At 66.9% G+C, this 16,912-nt stretch carries 18 protein-coding genes; 10 read left to right on the plus strand and 8 right to left on the minus strand.

Annotated elements, in window-relative coordinates; genetic code table 11:
* On the plus strand, window positions 1–192 hold a 192-nt coding region (locus ACEQXV_RS14775; RefSeq protein WP_370269813.1), incomplete at its 5' end, for a DUF4087 domain-containing protein.
* A gap of 53 nt (window positions 193–245) precedes the next feature.
* Here the strand turns inward: ACEQXV_RS14775 and gatB are convergent.
* A complete protein-coding gene (gene gatB, locus ACEQXV_RS14780) occupies window positions 246–1,760 on the minus strand; it encodes an Asp-tRNA(Asn)/Glu-tRNA(Gln) amidotransferase subunit GatB (protein WP_370269814.1) in 1,515 nt (504 codons plus the stop codon).
* A 404-nt stretch (window positions 1,761–2,164) separates the two neighbouring features.
* Here gatB and ACEQXV_RS14785 point away from each other — a divergent pair, with 404 nt between their 5' ends.
* Window positions 2,165–2,746 carry a transglycosylase SLT domain-containing protein gene (locus tag ACEQXV_RS14785; protein WP_370269815.1) on the plus strand — a complete coding sequence of 194 codons (582 nt, stop codon included), beginning with the start codon at window positions 2,165–2,167 and terminating at the stop codon, window positions 2,744–2,746.
* Here ACEQXV_RS14785 and ACEQXV_RS14790 read toward each other — a convergent pair.
* Both ACEQXV_RS14790 and pepN read right to left on the minus strand, forming a co-directional pair.
* Window positions 2,743–3,141 (minus strand): hypothetical protein, encoded by a 399-nt coding sequence (locus ACEQXV_RS14790; protein ID WP_370254788.1) that lies wholly within the window; start codon window positions 3,139–3,141, stop codon window positions 2,743–2,745. The two genes, ACEQXV_RS14785 and ACEQXV_RS14790, sit on opposite strands and share 4 nt — an antisense overlap.
* A 69-nt stretch (window positions 3,142–3,210) precedes the next feature.
* Window positions 3,211–5,778 carry an aminopeptidase N gene (gene pepN / locus ACEQXV_RS14795; RefSeq protein ID WP_370254790.1) on the minus strand — a complete coding sequence of 856 codons (2,568 nt, stop codon included), beginning with the start codon at window positions 5,776–5,778 and terminating at the stop codon, window positions 3,211–3,213.
* A 186-nt stretch (window positions 5,779–5,964) separates the two neighbouring features.
* Here pepN and ACEQXV_RS14800 point away from each other — a divergent pair, with 186 nt between their 5' ends.
* The 8 genes from ACEQXV_RS14800 to ACEQXV_RS14835 all read left to right on the plus strand — a co-directional run bounded on the left by ACEQXV_RS14800 (window position 5,965) and on the right by ACEQXV_RS14835 (window position 13,343).
* Entirely contained in the window at window positions 5,965–6,285 is a 321-nt protein-coding gene (locus ACEQXV_RS14800) for a hypothetical protein (protein ID WP_370254184.1), read from the plus strand.
* Window positions 6,286–6,594: 309 nt separating this feature from the next.
* A complete protein-coding gene (locus tag ACEQXV_RS14805; protein WP_370254183.1) occupies window positions 6,595–6,924 on the plus strand; it encodes a hypothetical protein in 330 nt (109 codons plus the stop codon).
* A 156-nt stretch (window positions 6,925–7,080) separates the two neighbouring features.
* Entirely contained in the window at window positions 7,081–7,458 is a 378-nt protein-coding gene (locus tag ACEQXV_RS14810; protein ID WP_370254182.1) for a VOC family protein, read from the plus strand.
* A gap of 4 nt (window positions 7,459–7,462) precedes the next feature.
* Window positions 7,463–8,152, plus strand: coding sequence for a helix-turn-helix transcriptional regulator (locus tag ACEQXV_RS14815; protein WP_370254180.1), 690 nt, complete (start codon window positions 7,463–7,465; stop codon window positions 8,150–8,152).
* Window positions 8,153–8,192: 40 nt separating this feature from the next.
* The gene (locus ACEQXV_RS14820; protein ID WP_370269816.1) at window positions 8,193–9,677 is read left to right on the plus strand and encodes an FAD-binding domain-containing protein; all 1,485 of its coding nucleotides are present in this window, start codon (window positions 8,193–8,195) and stop codon (window positions 9,675–9,677) included.
* 123 nt (window positions 9,678–9,800) lie between these two features.
* Entirely contained in the window at window positions 9,801–11,897 is a 2,097-nt protein-coding gene (locus tag ACEQXV_RS14825) for a malate synthase G (protein WP_370269817.1), read from the plus strand.
* Between the two features lie 112 nt (window positions 11,898–12,009).
* Complete coding sequence (locus ACEQXV_RS14830; protein WP_370252654.1) at window positions 12,010–12,432, plus strand: heme-binding protein; 423 nt, start codon at window positions 12,010–12,012, stop codon at window positions 12,430–12,432.
* 131 nt (window positions 12,433–12,563) lie between these two features.
* A complete protein-coding gene (locus ACEQXV_RS14835) occupies window positions 12,564–13,343 on the plus strand; it encodes a gamma-glutamyl-gamma-aminobutyrate hydrolase family protein (protein ID WP_370269819.1) in 780 nt (259 codons plus the stop codon).
* A 3-nt stretch (window positions 13,344–13,346) separates the two neighbouring features.
* On the opposite strand, the gene ACEQXV_RS14840 is transcribed toward ACEQXV_RS14835, so the two are convergent.
* The 5 genes from ACEQXV_RS14840 to ACEQXV_RS14860 all read right to left on the minus strand — a co-directional run bounded on the left by ACEQXV_RS14840 (window position 13,347) and on the right by ACEQXV_RS14860 (window position 16,743).
* Window positions 13,347–14,033, minus strand: coding sequence for a DUF4386 domain-containing protein (locus ACEQXV_RS14840; protein ID WP_370269820.1), 687 nt, complete (start codon window positions 14,031–14,033; stop codon window positions 13,347–13,349).
* A 114-nt stretch (window positions 14,034–14,147) separates the two neighbouring features.
* Complete coding sequence (locus ACEQXV_RS14845) at window positions 14,148–14,330, minus strand: hypothetical protein (protein WP_370252660.1); 183 nt, start codon at window positions 14,328–14,330, stop codon at window positions 14,148–14,150.
* Between the two features lie 81 nt (window positions 14,331–14,411).
* The gene (locus ACEQXV_RS14850) at window positions 14,412–15,446 is read right to left on the minus strand and encodes a FliG C-terminal domain-containing protein (RefSeq protein WP_370252661.1); all 1,035 of its coding nucleotides are present in this window, start codon (window positions 15,444–15,446) and stop codon (window positions 14,412–14,414) included.
* Between the two features lie 116 nt (window positions 15,447–15,562).
* Window positions 15,563–16,471 carry an N-acetyl-gamma-glutamyl-phosphate reductase gene (argC, locus tag ACEQXV_RS14855; protein WP_370269821.1) on the minus strand — a complete coding sequence of 303 codons (909 nt, stop codon included), beginning with the start codon at window positions 16,469–16,471 and terminating at the stop codon, window positions 15,563–15,565.
* Window positions 16,472–16,581: 110 nt separating this feature from the next.
* Window positions 16,582–16,743, minus strand: coding sequence for a hypothetical protein (locus ACEQXV_RS14860; protein WP_370252664.1), 162 nt, complete (start codon window positions 16,741–16,743; stop codon window positions 16,582–16,584).
* Between the last annotated feature and the right edge of the window lie 169 nt (window positions 16,744–16,912).

A 16,912-nucleotide genomic window follows, 5' to 3' on the forward strand; every position in this document is an offset into this window, starting at 1 on the left:
CCGCAGGAATGGGTGCTGATGAGCCCCGCGGGCTATGGCTATGGCTGTGCCTGCGTGGAGGGGGACTTCGGCCCCGTTGGCAGCCAGGAGGTGCGGGAGGTGCGGCGCTACTGGCACCGGCCGCTGGCCGCCTGCGCGGAGGATCCGGCGCTGGAGGAGCGGGACCTGGTGCCGATGTGGGAAGGAGAGTAGGGCGCTGAAGGTGGGCAAACCGCCCACCCTGCGCATTCTTGTGACCGTCGGTCCTATTCGGCCAGTTTCTTGGCCACCAGCTGGTTCACCGCCTTGGGGTTGGCCTTGCCGCCGGTGGCTTTCATGACCTGGCCCACGAACCAGCCCGCGAGCTTGGGGTTTTCCCTGGCCTTGGCGACCTGGTCGGGATTGGCGGCGATGATCTCGTCCACCGCGGCCTCGATGGCGCCGGTGTCGGTGACCTGTTTCATGCCGCGCTCTTCCACGATCTGTTCGGGATCGCCGCCTTCGGTGAAGACGATTTCAAACAGATCCTTGGCGATCGTGCCGGAGATGGCGTCGGACTTGATCAGCCGGATGATGCCCGCGAGCTGCGCGGGGCTGACGGGCGAGGCATCGATCGCCAGATCGTCCTTCTTGAGACGCCCGAAAAGCTCGTTGATGACCCAGTTGGCGGCGAGCTTCCCATCGCCCGCCGCGCCTGCCACGGCCTCGAAATAGGCGGCATCTGCGGTTTCGGCGGTGAGCACCGAGGCGTCATAGTCCGACAGGCCGAAATCGCCCATGAAGCGGGCCTTCTTGGCGTCGGGCAGTTCCGGAAGGCTGGCCGCGATGTCGTCGACCCAGGCCTGCTCGATCTCGAGCGGCAGCAGGTCGGGATCGGGGAAGTAGCGGTAATCATGCGCCTCTTCCTTGGACCGCATCGACCGGGTTTCGTTCTTGTCCGGGTCATAGAGCCGGGTTTCCTGCTCGACCGCGCCGCCCGCCTCGACGATCTTGATCTGGCGGCGTGCCTCGTACTCGATCGCGGCCTGGATGAAGCGCATGGAGTTCATGTTCTTGATCTCGCAGCGGGTGCCGAGATGGGAGAAATCGCCGGTCTCGCGGTATTTCTCGTAGGCGCCTGGCGCGCAGATCGAGACGTTCACGTCGGCGCGCAGGTTGCCGTTTTGCATGTTGCCGTCGCAGGTGCCGAGATAGCGCATGATCTGGCGCAGCTTGGCGATATAGGCGGCGGCCTCTTCGGGGCCGCGGATGTCGGGGCGGGAGACGATCTCCATCAGCGCCACGCCGGTGCGGTTGAGGTCGACGAAGGACATGTGCGGGTCCATGTCGTGGATGGATTTCCCTGCGTCCTGTTCGAGGTGGATGCGTTCGATGCGCACGAGCCGCGCGGTGCCGTCGCCCATTTCCACCAGCACTTCGCCCTCGCCCACGATGGGGTGGTAGAGCTGGGAAATCTGGTAGCCCTGCGGCAGGTCGGGGTAGAAGTAGTTCTTGCGGTCGAAGGCGGAGAAGAGGTTGATCTCGGCCTTGAGCCCGAGCCCGGTGCGCACGGCCTGGGCCACGCAGAACTCGTTGATCACCGGCAGCATGCCGGGCATGCCCGCGTCCACGAAGGCCACGTTCGAGTTGGGTTCCGCCCCGAAGCGGGTGGAGGCGCCCGAGAAGAGCTTGGAGTTCGAGGAGACCTGGGCATGCACCTCCATGCCGATCACCAGTTCCCAATCCTGCGTCGCACCGGCGATGGTCTTGGGTTTCGGGGTCTCAAAGGTCAGGTCGAGCATGGGCGGTCTCCGGTTGAACGGCTTGGGTTCTAGGCCAGCAGGGACAAGGGAGCAAGAGGGTGCGCGGGGGTTTCGCCGCCTTTGGCGTCGACCCGGGCGGCGGCCCTCGTCGACCCCCGCTGGCGCGGGGGCGCTCCTCGGGCCGCTGCTGCCGCGCGCCCGTGGCGCCGGGCGGGGACTGGACCGCCCCGGTCGGGCCTGTGGCGGGTGCCGGGTGCCTCTGGCGGGAGTATTGGGGCCAAGAGGAAGGGCCTGATGCCGGATCGGCGGGAGGCTGCCGAGGGGGCGAGGCTTTGGGCGGGGTTTTGCCGGGGGCGGGAGGGGCCGTGCCGCGGGGGCTGGCGGGACGGGCCGATCGGGGGCAGAGGAGGGAGCATTGGAAATTGCCGGAGCCCCTGGAGCCCATGCGTCGTGCCTTTCGCCCCGTTCTGCTGACCCTTGCCGCGCTGTCGGCCTGTGCCAGCACTGTCAGCGACCCCGACATCCTGCCCGCCACGCGCTGGGACCACCGGCCCGAGGCCGAGATCTGGACCCGGGCCTCGATCGAGATGCTGGAGGGGGAGGCGGCGGTTCTGACCGAGGTGGTGCCGGAGGATGTGGATCACTGGTGCCCGGGCTATGCCGAGGGCAGCGAGGCGGAGCGGGCGGCCTTCTGGGTGGGCTTCGTGTCGGCGCTGGCGCGCTACGAAAGCACCTGGGAGCCCGGGGCCGTGGGTGGCGGCGGGCGCTGGTTCGGGCTGATGCAGATCTCGCCCGCCACTGCGCGCTATCGCGGATGCGAGGCCACGAGCGGGGCGGAGCTGACCGATGGGGCGGCGAACCTGCGCTGTGCGCTCAGGATCATGTCGGAAACCGTGCCCCGGGACGGGGTGGTCAGCCAGGGCGGGCGCGGGGTCGGCGCCGACTGGGGGCCGATGCGCCAGGCGCATGTGACCGCGGATATCCGCGACTGGCTGCACCAGCAGAGCTATTGCGCCGCGCGCTAAAGCGCCCGCACCGGGATGCCGCGGGCGGTGCTTTCGCGGATGAGAAGCAGCGTGTCGCGCAGAACCTGGCGCGGCAGCGCCACCTCTTCGCCATCGGCCAGCACCACCACCCCGCGGGTCGGGGTCAGGCGCAGGTGGTCGATGCCACAGAGCGGCACGACCCGCTCGCCATAGCCCGTCAGCACCGACAGCGCCCGGTCGCTCAGCCTAATGCCGTAGCCGGGGCACAGGGCGATCTGGGCGACACAGACGAGGATGCAGGGGGCCAGGAGCGCCCAGGTCCAGCCCGGCGCGCCGCGATCGGCCGCAAGGGCCAGCATCACCAGCCCGGCGGCAAGCCCCGCCCAGGCATGGGCAGAGCGTTGGCGCACCACGTATGAAAACCGCTTTGACATGGGGCCGAGACTAGCCCGGCTTTTGGGTCTTTTTGCGGCGAGGCTGCGCAAGCCCCGTGAAAGGCGTGCTCAATCCGCCAGCATGCGCCCCACCATTTCGGTCAGGTCGCGGCTGAGCCCCTCGGTGCCCGCGATCCGTTCCAGTTCCTCGGTCATCATCGCCTGCCGGTCGGCATCGTAGCGCGCGCGGGTCTCGAAGGCGGTCGACATGCGCGCGGCGGTCTGCGGATTGGCCCGGTCGAGCCGGATCAGCCAGTCGGCGAGGAAACGATAGCCCGCGCCGGTCGGGTCGTGGAAGCCGGCCGGGTTCGCCGCCGTCAGCCCGCCGATGACCGAGCGGAAGCGATTGGGGTTCTTCCAGTCGAAATCGGCGTGCCCGGTTAGGGCCCGGGCGGTTCCAACCGCGCTCTCTGGCGCGGCATGGGCCACCTGCATCATGAACCACTTGTCCATGACCAGCCGGTCGCCTTTCCACTGGTCGTGGAAGGCGGCGGCGATGCCGGCATCGCCAGCCTCCAGAAGGCAGGCGAAGGCAGCCAGTTGATCGGTCATGTTGGTGGCGGCGGCATATTGCGCGCGGGCCCGGTCCGGCCCGTCGAGCGGAGACAGGAGCCTGAGCGCCGTATTGCGCAGGGCGCGGCGGCCCGCCGAGGCGGCGTCGGGGCTATAGCTTTGGCCCGTATCCATCTGGTCATAAACGGTTTCCAACGTTTCGCGCGCGGCCCCGGCCACGGCATTGGAAAGCGCCCTTCGGGTTTCGTGAATGGCGGTCGGATCGGGCACGAGGCCCGCGTCATGGGCCCCTTGCGCGATGTCATCCTCGGATGGCAGCGCCAGAACCAGCGCGCGGAAGGCCGGGTCGAGCGCCGGGTTGGCCGCGACCCGCGCCAGCGCTTCGAGATAGGCCCCGGCAGGCGGGGTGTCGTCGCGCAGCATGGCCAGCAAGGTTTCGCGGCTGAGCGAGCGGCCGGCCTCCCACATGTTGAACGGGTCGGTGTCATGGGCGAGGATCAGCGCGCGATCCTCGAAACTGGGGGCATGGTCGAGGATGACGGGGGCCGAGAAGCCGCGCAGGATCGAGGGCACCGGGCGCTTGCCGAGGCCATGAAACTGGAAGGCCTGGCGCGTTTCGGTGATCTCCAGCACGCGGGTCGGCTCAACCTCCTGGCCGGAGGGGTCAAGCAGCCCGATCGCCACCGGAATGACCTGGGGCAGCTTGTCGGGCTGGCCGGGTGTCGGTTTTGTTTCCTGCGTAAATTCAATGCGATACGTGTCGCCCTTGAAGTCATCTTTCACGGAAAGCCGGGGGGTGCCTGCTTGGGAATACCAGCGCTTGAACTGGGTCAGATCGCGCCCGGTGGCCTCTTCGAAGACCGCGAGCCAATCCTCGATGGTGGCAGCATCGCCGTCATGGCGGTCGAAGTAGAGATCGAGCGCCTGGTAATAGGCCGCATCGCCCACGAGCCGTTTCAGCATGCCGATCACCTCGGCGCCCTTCTCGTAGACGGTGGCGGTGTAGAAATTGTTGATCTCGACGAAGCTTTCGGGCCGGACGGGATGCGCCAGCGGCCCGGCGTCTTCGCGGAACTGGCGTGCGCGCAGCGACAGCACGTCGTCGATCCGCTTTACCGCTTCCCCCCGCATATCGGCCGAAAACTGCTGGTCGCGGAAGACGGTGAGCCCCTCCTTGAGGCAGAGCTGGAACCAGTCCCGGCAGGTGATGCGGTTGCCTGTCCAGTTGTGGAAATACTCATGGGCGATGATGCCCTCGATGAATTCGTAATCGCGGTCGGTGGCGGTTTCGGGGCTGGCCAGGACATATTTGGAGTTGAAGATGTTCAGCCCCTTGTTTTCCATCGCCCCCATGTTGAAGTCATCCACGGCCACGATGTTGAAGACATCGAGATCGTATTCGCGCCCGTAGACCTCTTCGTCCCAGCTCATCGACCGCTTGAGCGCGTCCATCGCGTAGGCGCATTTTCCCTCGTCCCCGCGCCGGACCCAGATATTGAGCGCGACGGAGCGCCCCGACATGGTGATGAAGTGGTCGGAATAGGCCACGAGATCGCCCGCGACGAGGGCGAAGAGATAGGCGGGCTTGGGCCAGGGATCGTGCCACTCGGCCACATGGCCGTGACGCTCGACCGGGTTGCCGTTCGACAGGAGCACGGGAAGGGGGCTGTCGATGCGCACCGTGAAGGGGGCCATCACGTCGGGGCGGTCGGGGTAATAGGTGATCTTGCGGAACCCTTCGGCCTCGCACTGGGTGCAGAACATGCCGTTCGACATGTAAAGCCCTTCCAGCGCGGTGTTGGCGGCGGGGTTGATCTCGACCTCGGCGGCGAAGGTGAAGCTGTCGCCGGGCAATTGGGCGGCGGGGATGGTCAGGCTGGTGCCGTCCTGCTGGTAGGCATTGTCCGACAGGGGCTGGTCATCGAGCGCGACCGAGAGAAGCGAGAGCTGTTCGCCATCGAGCACCAGGTCGCCGCCATCGCCCGCGGGATTGCGGGTGAAACGGATGCGAGAGCGCACGCGCGTGGCCTTGGGATCGAGCGCGAAGTCGAGCTCCACCGACTCGATCAGCCAGGCGGGCGGGCGGTAGTCGGAAAGGTGGATGGTTCTGGCGGAATCGGTCATCGGCGCGGTCCCTTTGAAAACGTCCTGCCCTGAGTAGATCAACGGTGTTGCAGGGGGAACCCGGTTCAAAAGTTAATGACGGAGTTCGAAACGTCGTGATTGAACCAATAGTGATCAAGTGCCACTAATGAGGTGAGCGCTCGATTAGGCGCAGATTAAATTCATTCAGCGTAGAGGGGAGACATCATGAAAATCACCCACATTATCGGCTTGGGGGCCATTGCCGCCCTGACAGCCTGTGCGCAACCGGCGCCGCCGCCCGCGATCCAGGGCGAAGTCATCATGAACAAATACGGTGAACCGACCGGCTGTGTTGACGGCTACTACATCCCCGGCGCGCCCTATCAGGAACAGTGTTTCCCGCCGCCCGAGGATTGCGATCCTCAACTCACGGCGACCGCTGCTATTGACGATTGCTTGCCTTGGGACGACCCAAATCGTGGCGACCGCCCCGGCAACAATGGGCGGACGCCTACGGGTCAGACCAACCTCACGACCGGTCCCTGATCTTACTGATTGGTCAGAACGTTCGAAGCCCCGGCATCTGCCGGGGCTTCTTTTCTTGGCGAATCGCGGTGCGGGGCTGTGCGTGAGGGCTCTGCGCAAGAGGGGCGCGAGGGGTGCAATAGTGACATGCTCAACGCTAAAGATTTAAAATAAAATCTATAAAATCAGATAGTTGCCGGGATGGCGCAGTATCGGCGCAAATCCGGGGATTCCGGGCCGGCTGCTGTTGTGTCCGCCGATTGGCAGCGTCTCAACTGGACGCACCCAAGACAGACCAATTGATACACAACGTGTAGAAAGGACCCCCAAATGAAGCTGTCACATCTTTTTGGGGCTGGCGCGATCCTCGCGCTGACCGCCTGTTCCGGTACCGTTGCGCCGCCATTGCAGGGTGAAGTCATCATGGACAAATACGGTGAGCCCTCTGACTGTGTCGAAGGGGAATACATCCCCGGCGCACCGTATGAACAGCAGTGCTACCCGCCGCAGGATGACTGCCCCGAGGGCTATTACGACACGCCCAATGGCTGCTACCCCTACCGGGAACCGGAAGGCGGCGATGACGACTCGTCTGATCGTTACGATCCGAATGGCGGCGGCGGGCAATACATTACCTACAATCCCGACGGTAATGGCTAACACTGGGCCGACCTGCGGATTGCAGACAGGACGAGACCTCGCGAACGCCCCGGTCCCCTCGACCGGGGCGTTTCGCGTTTCATGCTGACACAAGGCTGTCAGCAGGGCTGTGAGAAACACGCTGCATTCGATAGCTTCATGCGAAAGGATGCAGAAATGAGCTTCACCCCCGCCAACACCACCGTCTGGATCGAACTGCCCGTCCGCGATCTCGCCGCCGCCAGTGCCTTTTATTCCAAGGTCACCGGGCTCATGCTGGAGCGCCAGCAGATGGGGCCGAACGAGACCGCGATCTTCCAGGCCGCGGATTTCGCGACCGGGGTCGCCGGGCATCTTTACGAGGGCACGCCCGCGGGCGATGGCACCGGGCCTACCGTGCACCTGGCTGCACAAGGCAAGCTGGAAGACACGATGGCCCGCGTGACCGAGGCTGGCGGCACCGTGATCTCGCCCGCGATCGAGATCCCGGCGGGCCGCTTCTTTTACGCCACCGATCCCGATGGAAACTCCATCGGCCTGTTCGAAGCGGCCTGAGCCGATGCGCCGCGCCGACCGATTGTTCCAGATCGTGCAGGCCCTGCGGGGCGGGCGGCTGGTGACGGCGCAGGCGCTGGCCGAGAAGCTGGAGGTCAGCACGCGGACGATCTACCGCGATATTGCGGACCTCCAGTCGACCGGCGTGCCGATAGATGGCGAGGCCGGGGTCGGCTACGTGATGGAGGCGGGCTATGACCTGCCGCCGCTCATGTTCACCAAGCCCGAAATCACCGCGCTGGTGGCCGGGGCCCGGTTGATCCGGGCCTTCGGCGGGGCGGAAATGGCGGGCGCGGCGGAAGAGGCGCTGATCAAGATCGGCGCGGTCCTGCCCGAAGATGCCCGCGACAGGGCGGCGCGGGTGCAGGTTCACGCCATCGGCTGGCGCATGTCCGACGACTTGCGGGTGCAGATCGACCGGCTGGAACGCGCGGCCGAACGCGGCCTGCGCCTGTCTTTTTCCTATACGGATCAGAATGGCGCGGCCACGCAGCGGGTGGTGCGCCCGCTTGGCCTGTGGTTCTGGGGCGCAAGCTGGACCCTAGTGGGCTGGTGCGAGCTGCGCGACGATTTCCGCATGTTCCGGCTCGACCGGATGGACGCGGTCGAGGAGGGCGCTAGGTTCAAGCCCGAGCGCGGAAAGCGGTTGCAGGATTTCTATCGCATGATGGAGGCGCGCGGCGACCGGCCCTGACCCCTTCCGCAAATGTTCACTTTATGTTCCTATCGCGCGCATGGGCACGATTCTCTGGTTCAAGCGTGATCTGCGGATCGAGGACAACGCAGCGCTGGCGCTGGCGGCGGCGGGCGAGGGGCCCGTGCTGCCGCTTTACATCGTGGAACCCGCGCTATGGGCCGAACCCGACATGTCGGCGCGGCAATGGCGTTTCATCGCGGAGTGCCTGGAGGGGCTGCGCGGCGATCTTGCCCGCCTGGGTGCACCCCTGCTGGTGCGGATGGGCGATGCGGTCGAGGTCTTGGAGGATCTGCGCGTCACCCAGCACATCACGCGGCTGACCAGCCACGAGGAAACCGGCAACCTGTGGACCTTCGCGCGCGACCGCCGGGTGGCGGCATGGGCCCGGGCGAACGGCGTGGCGTGGCAAGAAGTGGCGCAACCGGGCATCACGCGCGGACTGCACCACAGGCGCGGCTGGCAGGCCCGGCGCGACAAGGCGATGCGCGGGGCGCTTGTGGCGGTGCCCGCAGGGCTGGCGCCGCATGGGCTCGAGCCCGGGGTCCTTCCCGACGCGTCCGACCTTGGGCTGGCCTTCGATCCCTGCCCGGGGCGGCAGAAAGGGGGACGCGCGCGGGCGCTGGACCTGCAATCGGCCTTTTTGGAGCGTCGCGCCGCGGGCTACCTTTCGGGCATGTCATCCCCGGTGACGGCGGGGACCGCCTGTTCGCGCCTGTCGCCGCATCTAGCCCTTGGCACGCTTTCGATGCGCGAGGCGGTTCAGGCGCTGGAATGGGCCCGGGCCGGGGCCGGGCCCAACCGGGGGCTCAGGGGCTATGGGTCGCGGCTGGCCTGGCGGGACCATTTCATGCAGAAGCTGGAAAGCCAGCCCGAGATAGAAACCCGGTGTCTTCATCCCGCCTATGAAAGCCTGCGCCCGGAGGTGCCCGATGCCGACCGGCTCGCGGCCTGGCAGGCGGGTGAAACGGGTCTGCCCTTCGTCGATGCCTGCATGCGCCAGCTGATCCACACCGGCTGGATCAACTTCCGCATGCGCGCGATGCTGATGGCGGTGGCAAGCTATCACCTGTGGCTGGACTGGCGGGTGACGGGGCAGCACCTGGCGCGGCTTTTCACCGATTACGAGCCCGGAATTCACTGGCCGCAGGCGCAGATGCAGTCGGGCGTGACCGGCATGAACACGCCGCGCATCTACAACCCGGTGAAGCAGGGGCTGGACCAGGACCCGGACGGGCGCTTCGTGCGGCACTGGGTGCCGGAGCTCAGGCCCGTGCCCGATGCCCATCTTCACGCGCCATGGGATTGGGCCGGGGCCGGGCGCTTCCTTGGCCGGGCCTATCCCGCGCCCGTTGTCGATCCGGTCAAGGCCGCGCAGGCGGCGCGGGCGAAGGTCTGGGCGGTGCGCGGGCAGGAGGGGTGGCGCGACACGCGCGACGGGCGGCTGGCGCGCCATGCCGCGCCGCGCCCGCAAGCGGTGAAAACGCCCCGATCCACCCCGCGCCAGCTTTCATTTCCTGTTTGAAAGTGTTTTTGGTTAGTTTTTTTGACCACGCTTGTTGCCTATAGGAAACTTTCGCTCTAGATCATGTGCAGACCAGGCATACCGAGGCATACGATTGAGGCCTCCACGGGACGGGAGTGAGCTATGGCGACGCGCATCGACAAACATGGGCTGCAAGTGGACAGCCAATTGGCACAGTTCATCGAAACCCGCGCCCTGCCGGGCACGGGCATTTCGGCCGAGGATTTCTGGGCGGGGCTGAGCGGGCTGGTGCATGAGCTTGGCCCGAAGAACCGGGCCCTTCTGGAAACACGCGACGCGATCCAGGCGCAGATCGACGCCTGGCATGTGGAGCGGCGCGGCCAGCCCCATGATGCGGCAGCCTACACCGCTTTCCTCAAGGAGATCGGCTACCTAGTGCCCGAAGGCCCCGATTTCGCGCTGGAAACCGGGCCGACCGACCCCGAGATCGCCCATGTGCCGGGGCCGCAGCTGGTGGTGCCGATCATGAATGCGCGCTTTGCGCTCAATGCCGCGAATGCGCGCTGGGGCAGCCTTTACGATGCGCTTTACGGCACCGATGCGATGGGCGACCTGCCCACGGGCAAGGGCTATGACCCCGAACGTGGCGCGCGGGTCATCGCCTGGGCCAAGGACTTCCTCGACGGGGCGGTGCCGGTCGAGGGCGGCTGGGCCTCAGTCACCGACATGGGCGCGCTGAGCGCGCATCCGCAATATGTTGGCGCATCCGAGGATGGCGCAGAGTATCTGTTCAAGAACAATGGTCTGCATATCATTGTTAAAGTGGATGCCGGCAGCCCGATCGGTGCTTCGGACCCGGCGGGGATCGCCGATGTGATCCTTGAATCGGCCATGTCGACGATCATGGATTGCGAGGACTCCGTTGCCGCCGTGGATGCCGAGGACAAGGTGCTGGCCTATTCCAACTGGCTTGGCCTGATGAAGGGCGACCTGACCGAGGAGGTCAGCAAGGGCGGCAAGAGCTTCACCCGCGCCCTGAACCCCGACCGCAGCTTCGTGACGGGTTCGGGCGAGACGCTGACCCTGAAGGGCCGCTCGCTCATGCTGGTGCGCAATGTGGGCCCCCTGAGGACCAACCCCGCGATCCTCGACCGCGATGGGCTGGAAATCGGCGAGGGGCTGATGGATGCGATGGTGACCACGCTCATCGCCATGCATGATCTTGGCAAGCCGGGCGGCAATTCCGTCACCGGGTCTGTCTACGTGGTGAAGCCCAAGATGCACGGGCCGGAAGAAGTGGCGTTCGCCGACGAGATTTTCACCCGCGTCGAGGCCGCGCTCGGCCTGCCGCAATACACGGTGAAACTGGGGATCATGGACGAGGAGCGGCGCACCTCGGCCAATCTCAAGGAATGCATCCGGGCCGCCAGGCACCGCGTGGCCTTCATCAACACGGGCTTCCTCGACCGGACCGGCGACGAGATCCATACCAGCATGGAAGCGGGGCCGATGCTGCCCAAGGGTGAGATGAAATCGACCGCGTGGATCGCCTCTTACGAGGATCGCAATGTCGATATCGGCCTGGCCTGCGGGCTGCAGGGCAAGGCGCAGATCGGCAAGGGCATGTGGGCGATGCCCGACATGATGGCGGCGATGCTGGAGGCCAAGATCGGGCATCCACAGTCGGGTGCGAACTGTGCCTGGGTGCCGTCGCCCACGGCGGCCACGCTGCATGCCACCCATTACCACAAGGTCGATGTGCTGGCCCGGCAGGAAGAGATCAAGGCCGGTGGCGCGCGCGGCACGCTGGCGGATCTGCTGACCATCCCGGTGATGGAAGGGCGCAACCTCTCTGACGACGAGGTGACGCGCGAGATCGAGAACAATGCGCAAGGCATCCTGGGCTACGTGGTGCGGTGGGTCGACCAGGGCGTCGGCTGTTCCAAGGTGCCCGATATCCATGACGTGGGCCTGATGGAAGACCGCGCCACCTGCCGGATTTCCAGCCAGGCGCTGGCCAACTGGCTGCATCACGGGGTGGTCAGCGAGGCGCGCGTCACGGAGGCGATGCAGAAGATGGCCGAAGTAGTGGACCGTCAGAACGCGGGCGATCCCGGCTATCGGCCGATGGCGCCGGGCTTTGACGGGATTGCCTTCAAGGCGGCCTGCGACCTGGTGTTCGAGGGCCGCGTTCAGCCCGCGGGCTACACGGAACCCGTGTTGCATCGCCGCCGGCTGGAGCTGAAGGCCTCGGCCTGAGCGTCGCGCCCGGTGGAGGTGCTGGAAATTGGGTATTTGGGCAAAGAAGAAGGCGCATGCGGGGTTCCCACGACGGGGCCGGGCGCGCCGTTAACCTTAATGGGGGATTGAGATGATCACTCTGGACCAGGCCAGGACGATGGTGCGCGTGGCGCGTGAAAAGGGCCGCGAGCTGGGGCTGAAGCCGCTTTCGGTGGCGGTGCTGGATGCGGGCGGGCACCTGCTGGCCTTCGAGCGTGAAGACGGGGCCAGCCCAGGCCGTTTCGAGATCGCGCGGGGCAAGGCCTATGGCGCGGTGATGCTGGGCATGCCCGGCAGTGCGCAGATGGCGCGTGCCGAGGACCAGGCCTATTTCATGGCCGCCGTGAACGGGGCTTTCGGCGGCAAGGTGGTGCCGGTTCCGGGCGGGGTGCTGGTCAGGGACGCGTCGGGCGCGGTGATCGGGGCCGTGGGCGTCACCGGCGATACCTCGGACAATGATGCCGCCGCTGCCGTGGCCGGGATCGAGGCCGCGGGGCTGACGCCCGTCGGCTGAGCAGGCGGGGCCTTGCGCCGCCCGTTTCGCGGGCGGTGCACAGTCGCGGACCGCATTGTGCGCGTGCAGTGCTTTTCAGCCGCGCCGGGGCGGCGTATATGCTTGAGGGAACGTGCGAAAACGGGGCCCCCATGCGACGACCGGTCATCGGCATTATCGGCAATCACCACCTGATCAACGATCAGTATCCGACCCATGCGGGCGGGACGATGAATTCCGAGGCGATCGCCGAGGTGGCCGATTGCGTGCCGCTGCTGATCCCGGCCGATCCGCGCTATGTCTCGACGGCCGAGCTTCTGGACGTGTTCGACGGGTTCCTGTTCACCGGCGGGCGGCCCAACGTGCACCCCGAGGAATATGGCGAGGACCCGACCGAGGCCCATGGTGCCTTCGACCGCTGCCGCGATGCGGTGAGCCTGCCGCTGATCCGGGCCTGCGTGGAGCGGGGCCAGCCGTTCCTCGGGGTTTGCCGGGGCTTCCAGGAAGTGAATGTTGCCATGGGGGGCACGCTCTACCCCGAGATCCGTGATCTGCCGGGGCGGATGAACCACCGGATGCCGCCCGATGGCACGCTGGAAGAGAAATTCGCCCTGCGCCACACGGTGGAATTCACCGAGGACGGGCCGTTTCACCGGCTGATGGGCGCGCGCGAGGTGATGACCAATACGCTGCACGGGCAGGGCATCAAGCGCGCGGGCGCGCGGGTGGTGGTGGACGGGCAGGCGCCCGACGGCACACCCGAGGCGATCTATATCAAGGATGCGCCGGGCTTCACGCTGTCGGTGCAGTGGCACCCGGAATACCGGGCCGCCGAGGACCCGGTATCGCGGCCCCTGTTCGAGGCTTTCGGGCGCGCCGCGCGGGCCTGGGCCAGCGGACAGCGCGCCCTGTCGGTCATCGACGTGGCCTGAGGATCAGGAGGATCGCGGGGCGACGCCCCGCGTTGCTCTCGCGCTCAGCAACCACAGGCAGAAGGCCAGTTCCGCCACCACGGGCAGCAGGTAGGCAGGCTCGATCAGGCCGGTCATGTCCGGCGCCATGATCCGCAGCACGGCACCTGCCACATAGACCGGGGCCGCCCCTGCCATCAGCCAGCCGATGATCCGGGGCAGGCCGGGGCCGCGCAGAAGGATCAGGGCCAAGAGCGCGCAGGACAGCCCGAAGAAGGCAAGCCCGAGGTCGTAGCCCTGCGCCTGAAGCTCAAGATGGGCAAGGGCCAGCGCCTCGCGCCCCGGCAGATCACCCGGCAGGGTCAGCAGGTTGAGCGCCATGGTCTGGTTGAAGAGATTGGCCCCCAGGATGGCCGCCTGGACCATACGAAAGGCCGCCATCAGCACCGCGATGACGGGGCTGAACGGGGCAAGGAGCAGGTAGAGCAGGCAGGCCAGGGCCACGTCGCAGAGGATCATGACCAGGTCGAGCAGCAGGGACAGGCGGAAGGCCCCAAGGCCCGCGCGGATGTTCTCGGCGGTTGCCAGGGCATCGCCTGGGGCCAGAAGAGGGCCGCGCAGGGCCAGTTCGGCGCCGAGGCCTGCCGCGATGATCACGAGGTAGAGCAGCCCGGCAGAGCGGGCCTGAAGGGCATGGGGACGTGTCGGCATGGGGGCCTCCTTTGGCATCGGGTTCGCATGCCAAGGGGATAGCCTCCTGCAGTTCATGCAGGAATTGCCGAAATACGTTATCGAACCATGCGAAAACGCATGGATGCCTGGGCGTCAGGTCGATTTCGGCCCGCGCAGTTCCTTGATATGGCCGCGCACCTTGCGCCACTTGTCGGCTTCCGTCGCATCGCCCGACGCCTCGGCGGCGGCGGCTTTCTGCGCGGCTTCGGCCTCGGCCTTGTCGCCATGGGCGTTGTAAAGCGCGTGGGCATACTGGATCAGGTCACTGGCTCCCATGTCGGTCTCCTTTCTGCCTGGTTGGGGTGCCCGGGTGGGGGGATCATCGTTGTCCAGCCCGGGGCGGGTGGTCAAGCCCGCTTACTCCTCGGGCTCAATCAGGCGGATTTCCCCCGCATCGGCGAGGTCGCGGATGGCGGCAACGACAGCGGCCATGGCCGCCTCGCCCTCTGCCCCGCGCACGGTGCCGCGCGCCTCGGCATCGTCGCGCAGCTGTTCAGCCAGGCGCTTGGACATGTTTTCGAGCAGGAATTCCACGGCGACAGGGGCCGCCTCCATCGCGGCAGCCAGCGCCGTGACGGTGGTGTCGGCATCCACCTGGCGCATGATGCGCGGCACGTCCTTCGGTTCCAGCCGCTTGGGGATATGGTCGAAGGTGAAGATCGCCTTGCGCACCAGCCCGGCGAAATCCGCGTCCTGCGCATCGAGCCCTTCGAGCACCTTGTCGCGCGTGGCGGATGCGGCGGCATTCAGGATCGCGCCGACCCGGTCCGCGGGATTGGCGGTGAAGGCGGGGGAGGGCTGGGCATCGAGCTGCGCCACCAGCGACAGGCCCACCCGCGCGATGGTCTCGGCCCCGATCGAGCCGGTCAGGGCGACCGCATGGGCCACCACATGGGCGCGATCCTCGGGCAGTTCCGCCAGCAGGGCCGCGGCCTTGGCCACGGGCAGTTTCGACAGCAGGATGGCGCAGATCTCGGCGCTTTCATGGACCAGGATCGGTTTCAGCCGCTCCGGGTCCGCCCCGGCAATGCGCCGCCAGGGATCGGGCGGGCCCTCGGCCTCGGCCATCTCGGCCAGGCTCGCGCGCGCCTCGTCCGAGAGGCGGTCACCGATGAGCTCCAGCGTGGCGGCGAGGGACCCGGGGAAGGTCAGCCCGAGCGTGTCGAGCCGTTCGGCGAATTCGCGCGCCACCGTGGCCAGCGTGTCCCTGTCTATGGGACCGAGCGCCGCCATGCGCCGCACCAGCCCCTGCTGCTGGCGCAGGCTGAGCCCGGTCAGGCGCGGCATGGCATCCTCGCTCATCAACAGGCGCACGATGATCGCGGCCTTGTCGGCACTGCCCATGCGCAGCGGCCCGGCCGATGGCATGGATAGACTGTCTGAAAGCTGCATGCGCGGCCCCCTTGTCGCTCGTCACTCACCCACGAAGGGCAGGATCGGCGGCAGGGGTTAAGGCGCGGTTTCCCGCCGCGTGCGAAACGCGGCGGGTTTTCGTCAAACCCGACGGATCAGAGCCCGGTCTCCTCGGCCGTGCCGATCATCAGGTTGAGGTTCTGCACGGCGGTGCCAGAGGCCCCTTTCCCGAGATTGTCGAGCGTGGCGGTCACCGTCAGGATGCCTGCCTCGTCGCTGCCATGGACCGAGATTTCCATCCGGTTGGTGCCATTCATGGCCCGCGCATCGACGCGGGCAGGGGCGGGCACCAGGTCGACGACGCGCGCAGAGGCGTAGAAGGCGCGGTAAGCGTCCTCCAGAGCGGATTTACCCGCATTGCCTGCCAGCGCATCGCGATGCAGGTGCATCTGCACGATCATGCCCTGCGCGTAGTTGCCCACGGCGGGCTGGAAGGCAGGCTGCCGGGTGAGGCGGCCGTAATGCATGATCTCGGGCACATGCTTGTGGGCCTGGCCCGTGGCGTAGAGGAAATAGTCGGGGGCTGTGCCCGCCTCGTATTCGCCGATCAGCGCCTTGCCGCCGCCGGTATAGCCCGAGGTCCCGGTCAGAACGAGCGCATCGTCTGCCGCCAGGAGCCCCGCGTCGCGCAAGGGCCGGATCAGCGCGATCGACCCGGTGGCGTAGCAGCCCACATTGGCCACCCGTGCGGCCCCCGCGATGGCCTCGGCCTGGCCCGGCAGTTCGGGCATGCCATAGACCCAGCCCTCGGCCACCCGGTGCGCGGTCGAGGCGTCGATGATCCGGCAATCGCCCGCCATGGCCACGGCCTCGATGGCGGCGGCGTCGGGCAGGCACAGGATCGCCACGTCGGCCTCGGCAAAGGCTGCGGCGCGGGCATCGGCGTCCTTTCGGCGTTCATGCTCCACCTGGACAAGCGTGATATCCGCCCGGCCCTGGAGCCGTTCGAGAATCTGCAGGCCGGTCGTGCCGGCCTCACCGTCGATGAAGACCTTCGCCGTCATGGGCTGTTCCTTTGTGGTCAAGTGGTGGTGGGGGAGGTAGCGCGTTTCAAATTAAGGCTCAACGCCAAAGCGCGGGCCTGGTCACGGCACCTCAGAAAAGGGGAAGCGGCTTAGCTGCTGACCGAGCTTTCGCAGCGGTCGGTCACCGGGTCCCAGGTCGTGCCATCCATGCAGCTTGCTCGTCGGTCGCCATGCTCGCATCCCGATTGGGCCAGTGCCGCCACGGGCGACAGGGCGAGGGACAGGGCGATGATCAAAGCGGCGGGGCGCATGGGGGCCTCCTGCTACGGACACGTCGCGCCGGGACATGGCACGGCATGTATCCTACCACATATTGCGTGAAGCGCGAAGCCCCTCCAACGGTCCGCGCAACCCTGTTCTTCTTGGCAGAAATACTCCGGGGGGTCCGGGGGGCAGCGCCCCCCGGCGGGTAGCCGCCCC

The organism is Nioella sp., from assembly GCF_964229645.1.
GTDB lineage: Bacteria > Pseudomonadota > Alphaproteobacteria > Rhodobacterales > Rhodobacteraceae > Nioella.

Coding starts and splice junctions, on each gene's coding strand:
- ACEQXV_RS14825 (WP_370269817.1), top strand. CDS start 9,801: ATGGCGACGCGCATCGACAAACATGGGCTGCAAGTGGACAGCCAATTG.
- ACEQXV_RS14840 (WP_370269820.1), bottom strand. CDS start 14,033: ATGCCGACACGTCCCCATGCCCTTCAGGCCCGCTCTGCCGGGCTGCTC.
- ACEQXV_RS14845 (WP_370252660.1), bottom strand. CDS start 14,330: ATGGGAGCCAGTGACCTGATCCAGTATGCCCACGCGCTTTACAACGCC.
- ACEQXV_RS14820 (WP_370269816.1), top strand. CDS start 8,193: ATGGGCACGATTCTCTGGTTCAAGCGTGATCTGCGGATCGAGGACAAC.
- ACEQXV_RS14805 (WP_370254183.1), top strand. CDS start 6,595: ATGAAGCTGTCACATCTTTTTGGGGCTGGCGCGATCCTCGCGCTGACC.
- argC (WP_370269821.1), bottom strand. CDS start 16,471: ATGACGGCGAAGGTCTTCATCGACGGTGAGGCCGGCACGACCGGCCTG.
- ACEQXV_RS14790 (WP_370254788.1), bottom strand. CDS start 3,141: ATGTCAAAGCGGTTTTCATACGTGGTGCGCCAACGCTCTGCCCATGCC.
- pepN (WP_370254790.1), bottom strand. CDS start 5,778: ATGACCGATTCCGCCAGAACCATCCACCTTTCCGACTACCGCCCGCCC.
- ACEQXV_RS14850 (WP_370252661.1), bottom strand. CDS start 15,446: ATGCAGCTTTCAGACAGTCTATCCATGCCATCGGCCGGGCCGCTGCGC.
- ACEQXV_RS14785 (WP_370269815.1), top strand. CDS start 2,165: ATGCGTCGTGCCTTTCGCCCCGTTCTGCTGACCCTTGCCGCGCTGTCG.
- ACEQXV_RS14830 (WP_370252654.1), top strand. CDS start 12,010: ATGATCACTCTGGACCAGGCCAGGACGATGGTGCGCGTGGCGCGTGAA.
- ACEQXV_RS14800 (WP_370254184.1), top strand. CDS start 5,965: ATGAAAATCACCCACATTATCGGCTTGGGGGCCATTGCCGCCCTGACA.
- ACEQXV_RS14860 (WP_370252664.1), bottom strand. CDS start 16,743: ATGCGCCCCGCCGCTTTGATCATCGCCCTGTCCCTCGCCCTGTCGCCC.
- ACEQXV_RS14815 (WP_370254180.1), top strand. CDS start 7,463: ATGCGCCGCGCCGACCGATTGTTCCAGATCGTGCAGGCCCTGCGGGGC.
- ACEQXV_RS14835 (WP_370269819.1), top strand. CDS start 12,564: ATGCGACGACCGGTCATCGGCATTATCGGCAATCACCACCTGATCAAC.
- gatB (WP_370269814.1), bottom strand. CDS start 1,760: ATGCTCGACCTGACCTTTGAGACCCCGAAACCCAAGACCATCGCCGGT.
- ACEQXV_RS14810 (WP_370254182.1), top strand. CDS start 7,081: ATGAGCTTCACCCCCGCCAACACCACCGTCTGGATCGAACTGCCCGTC.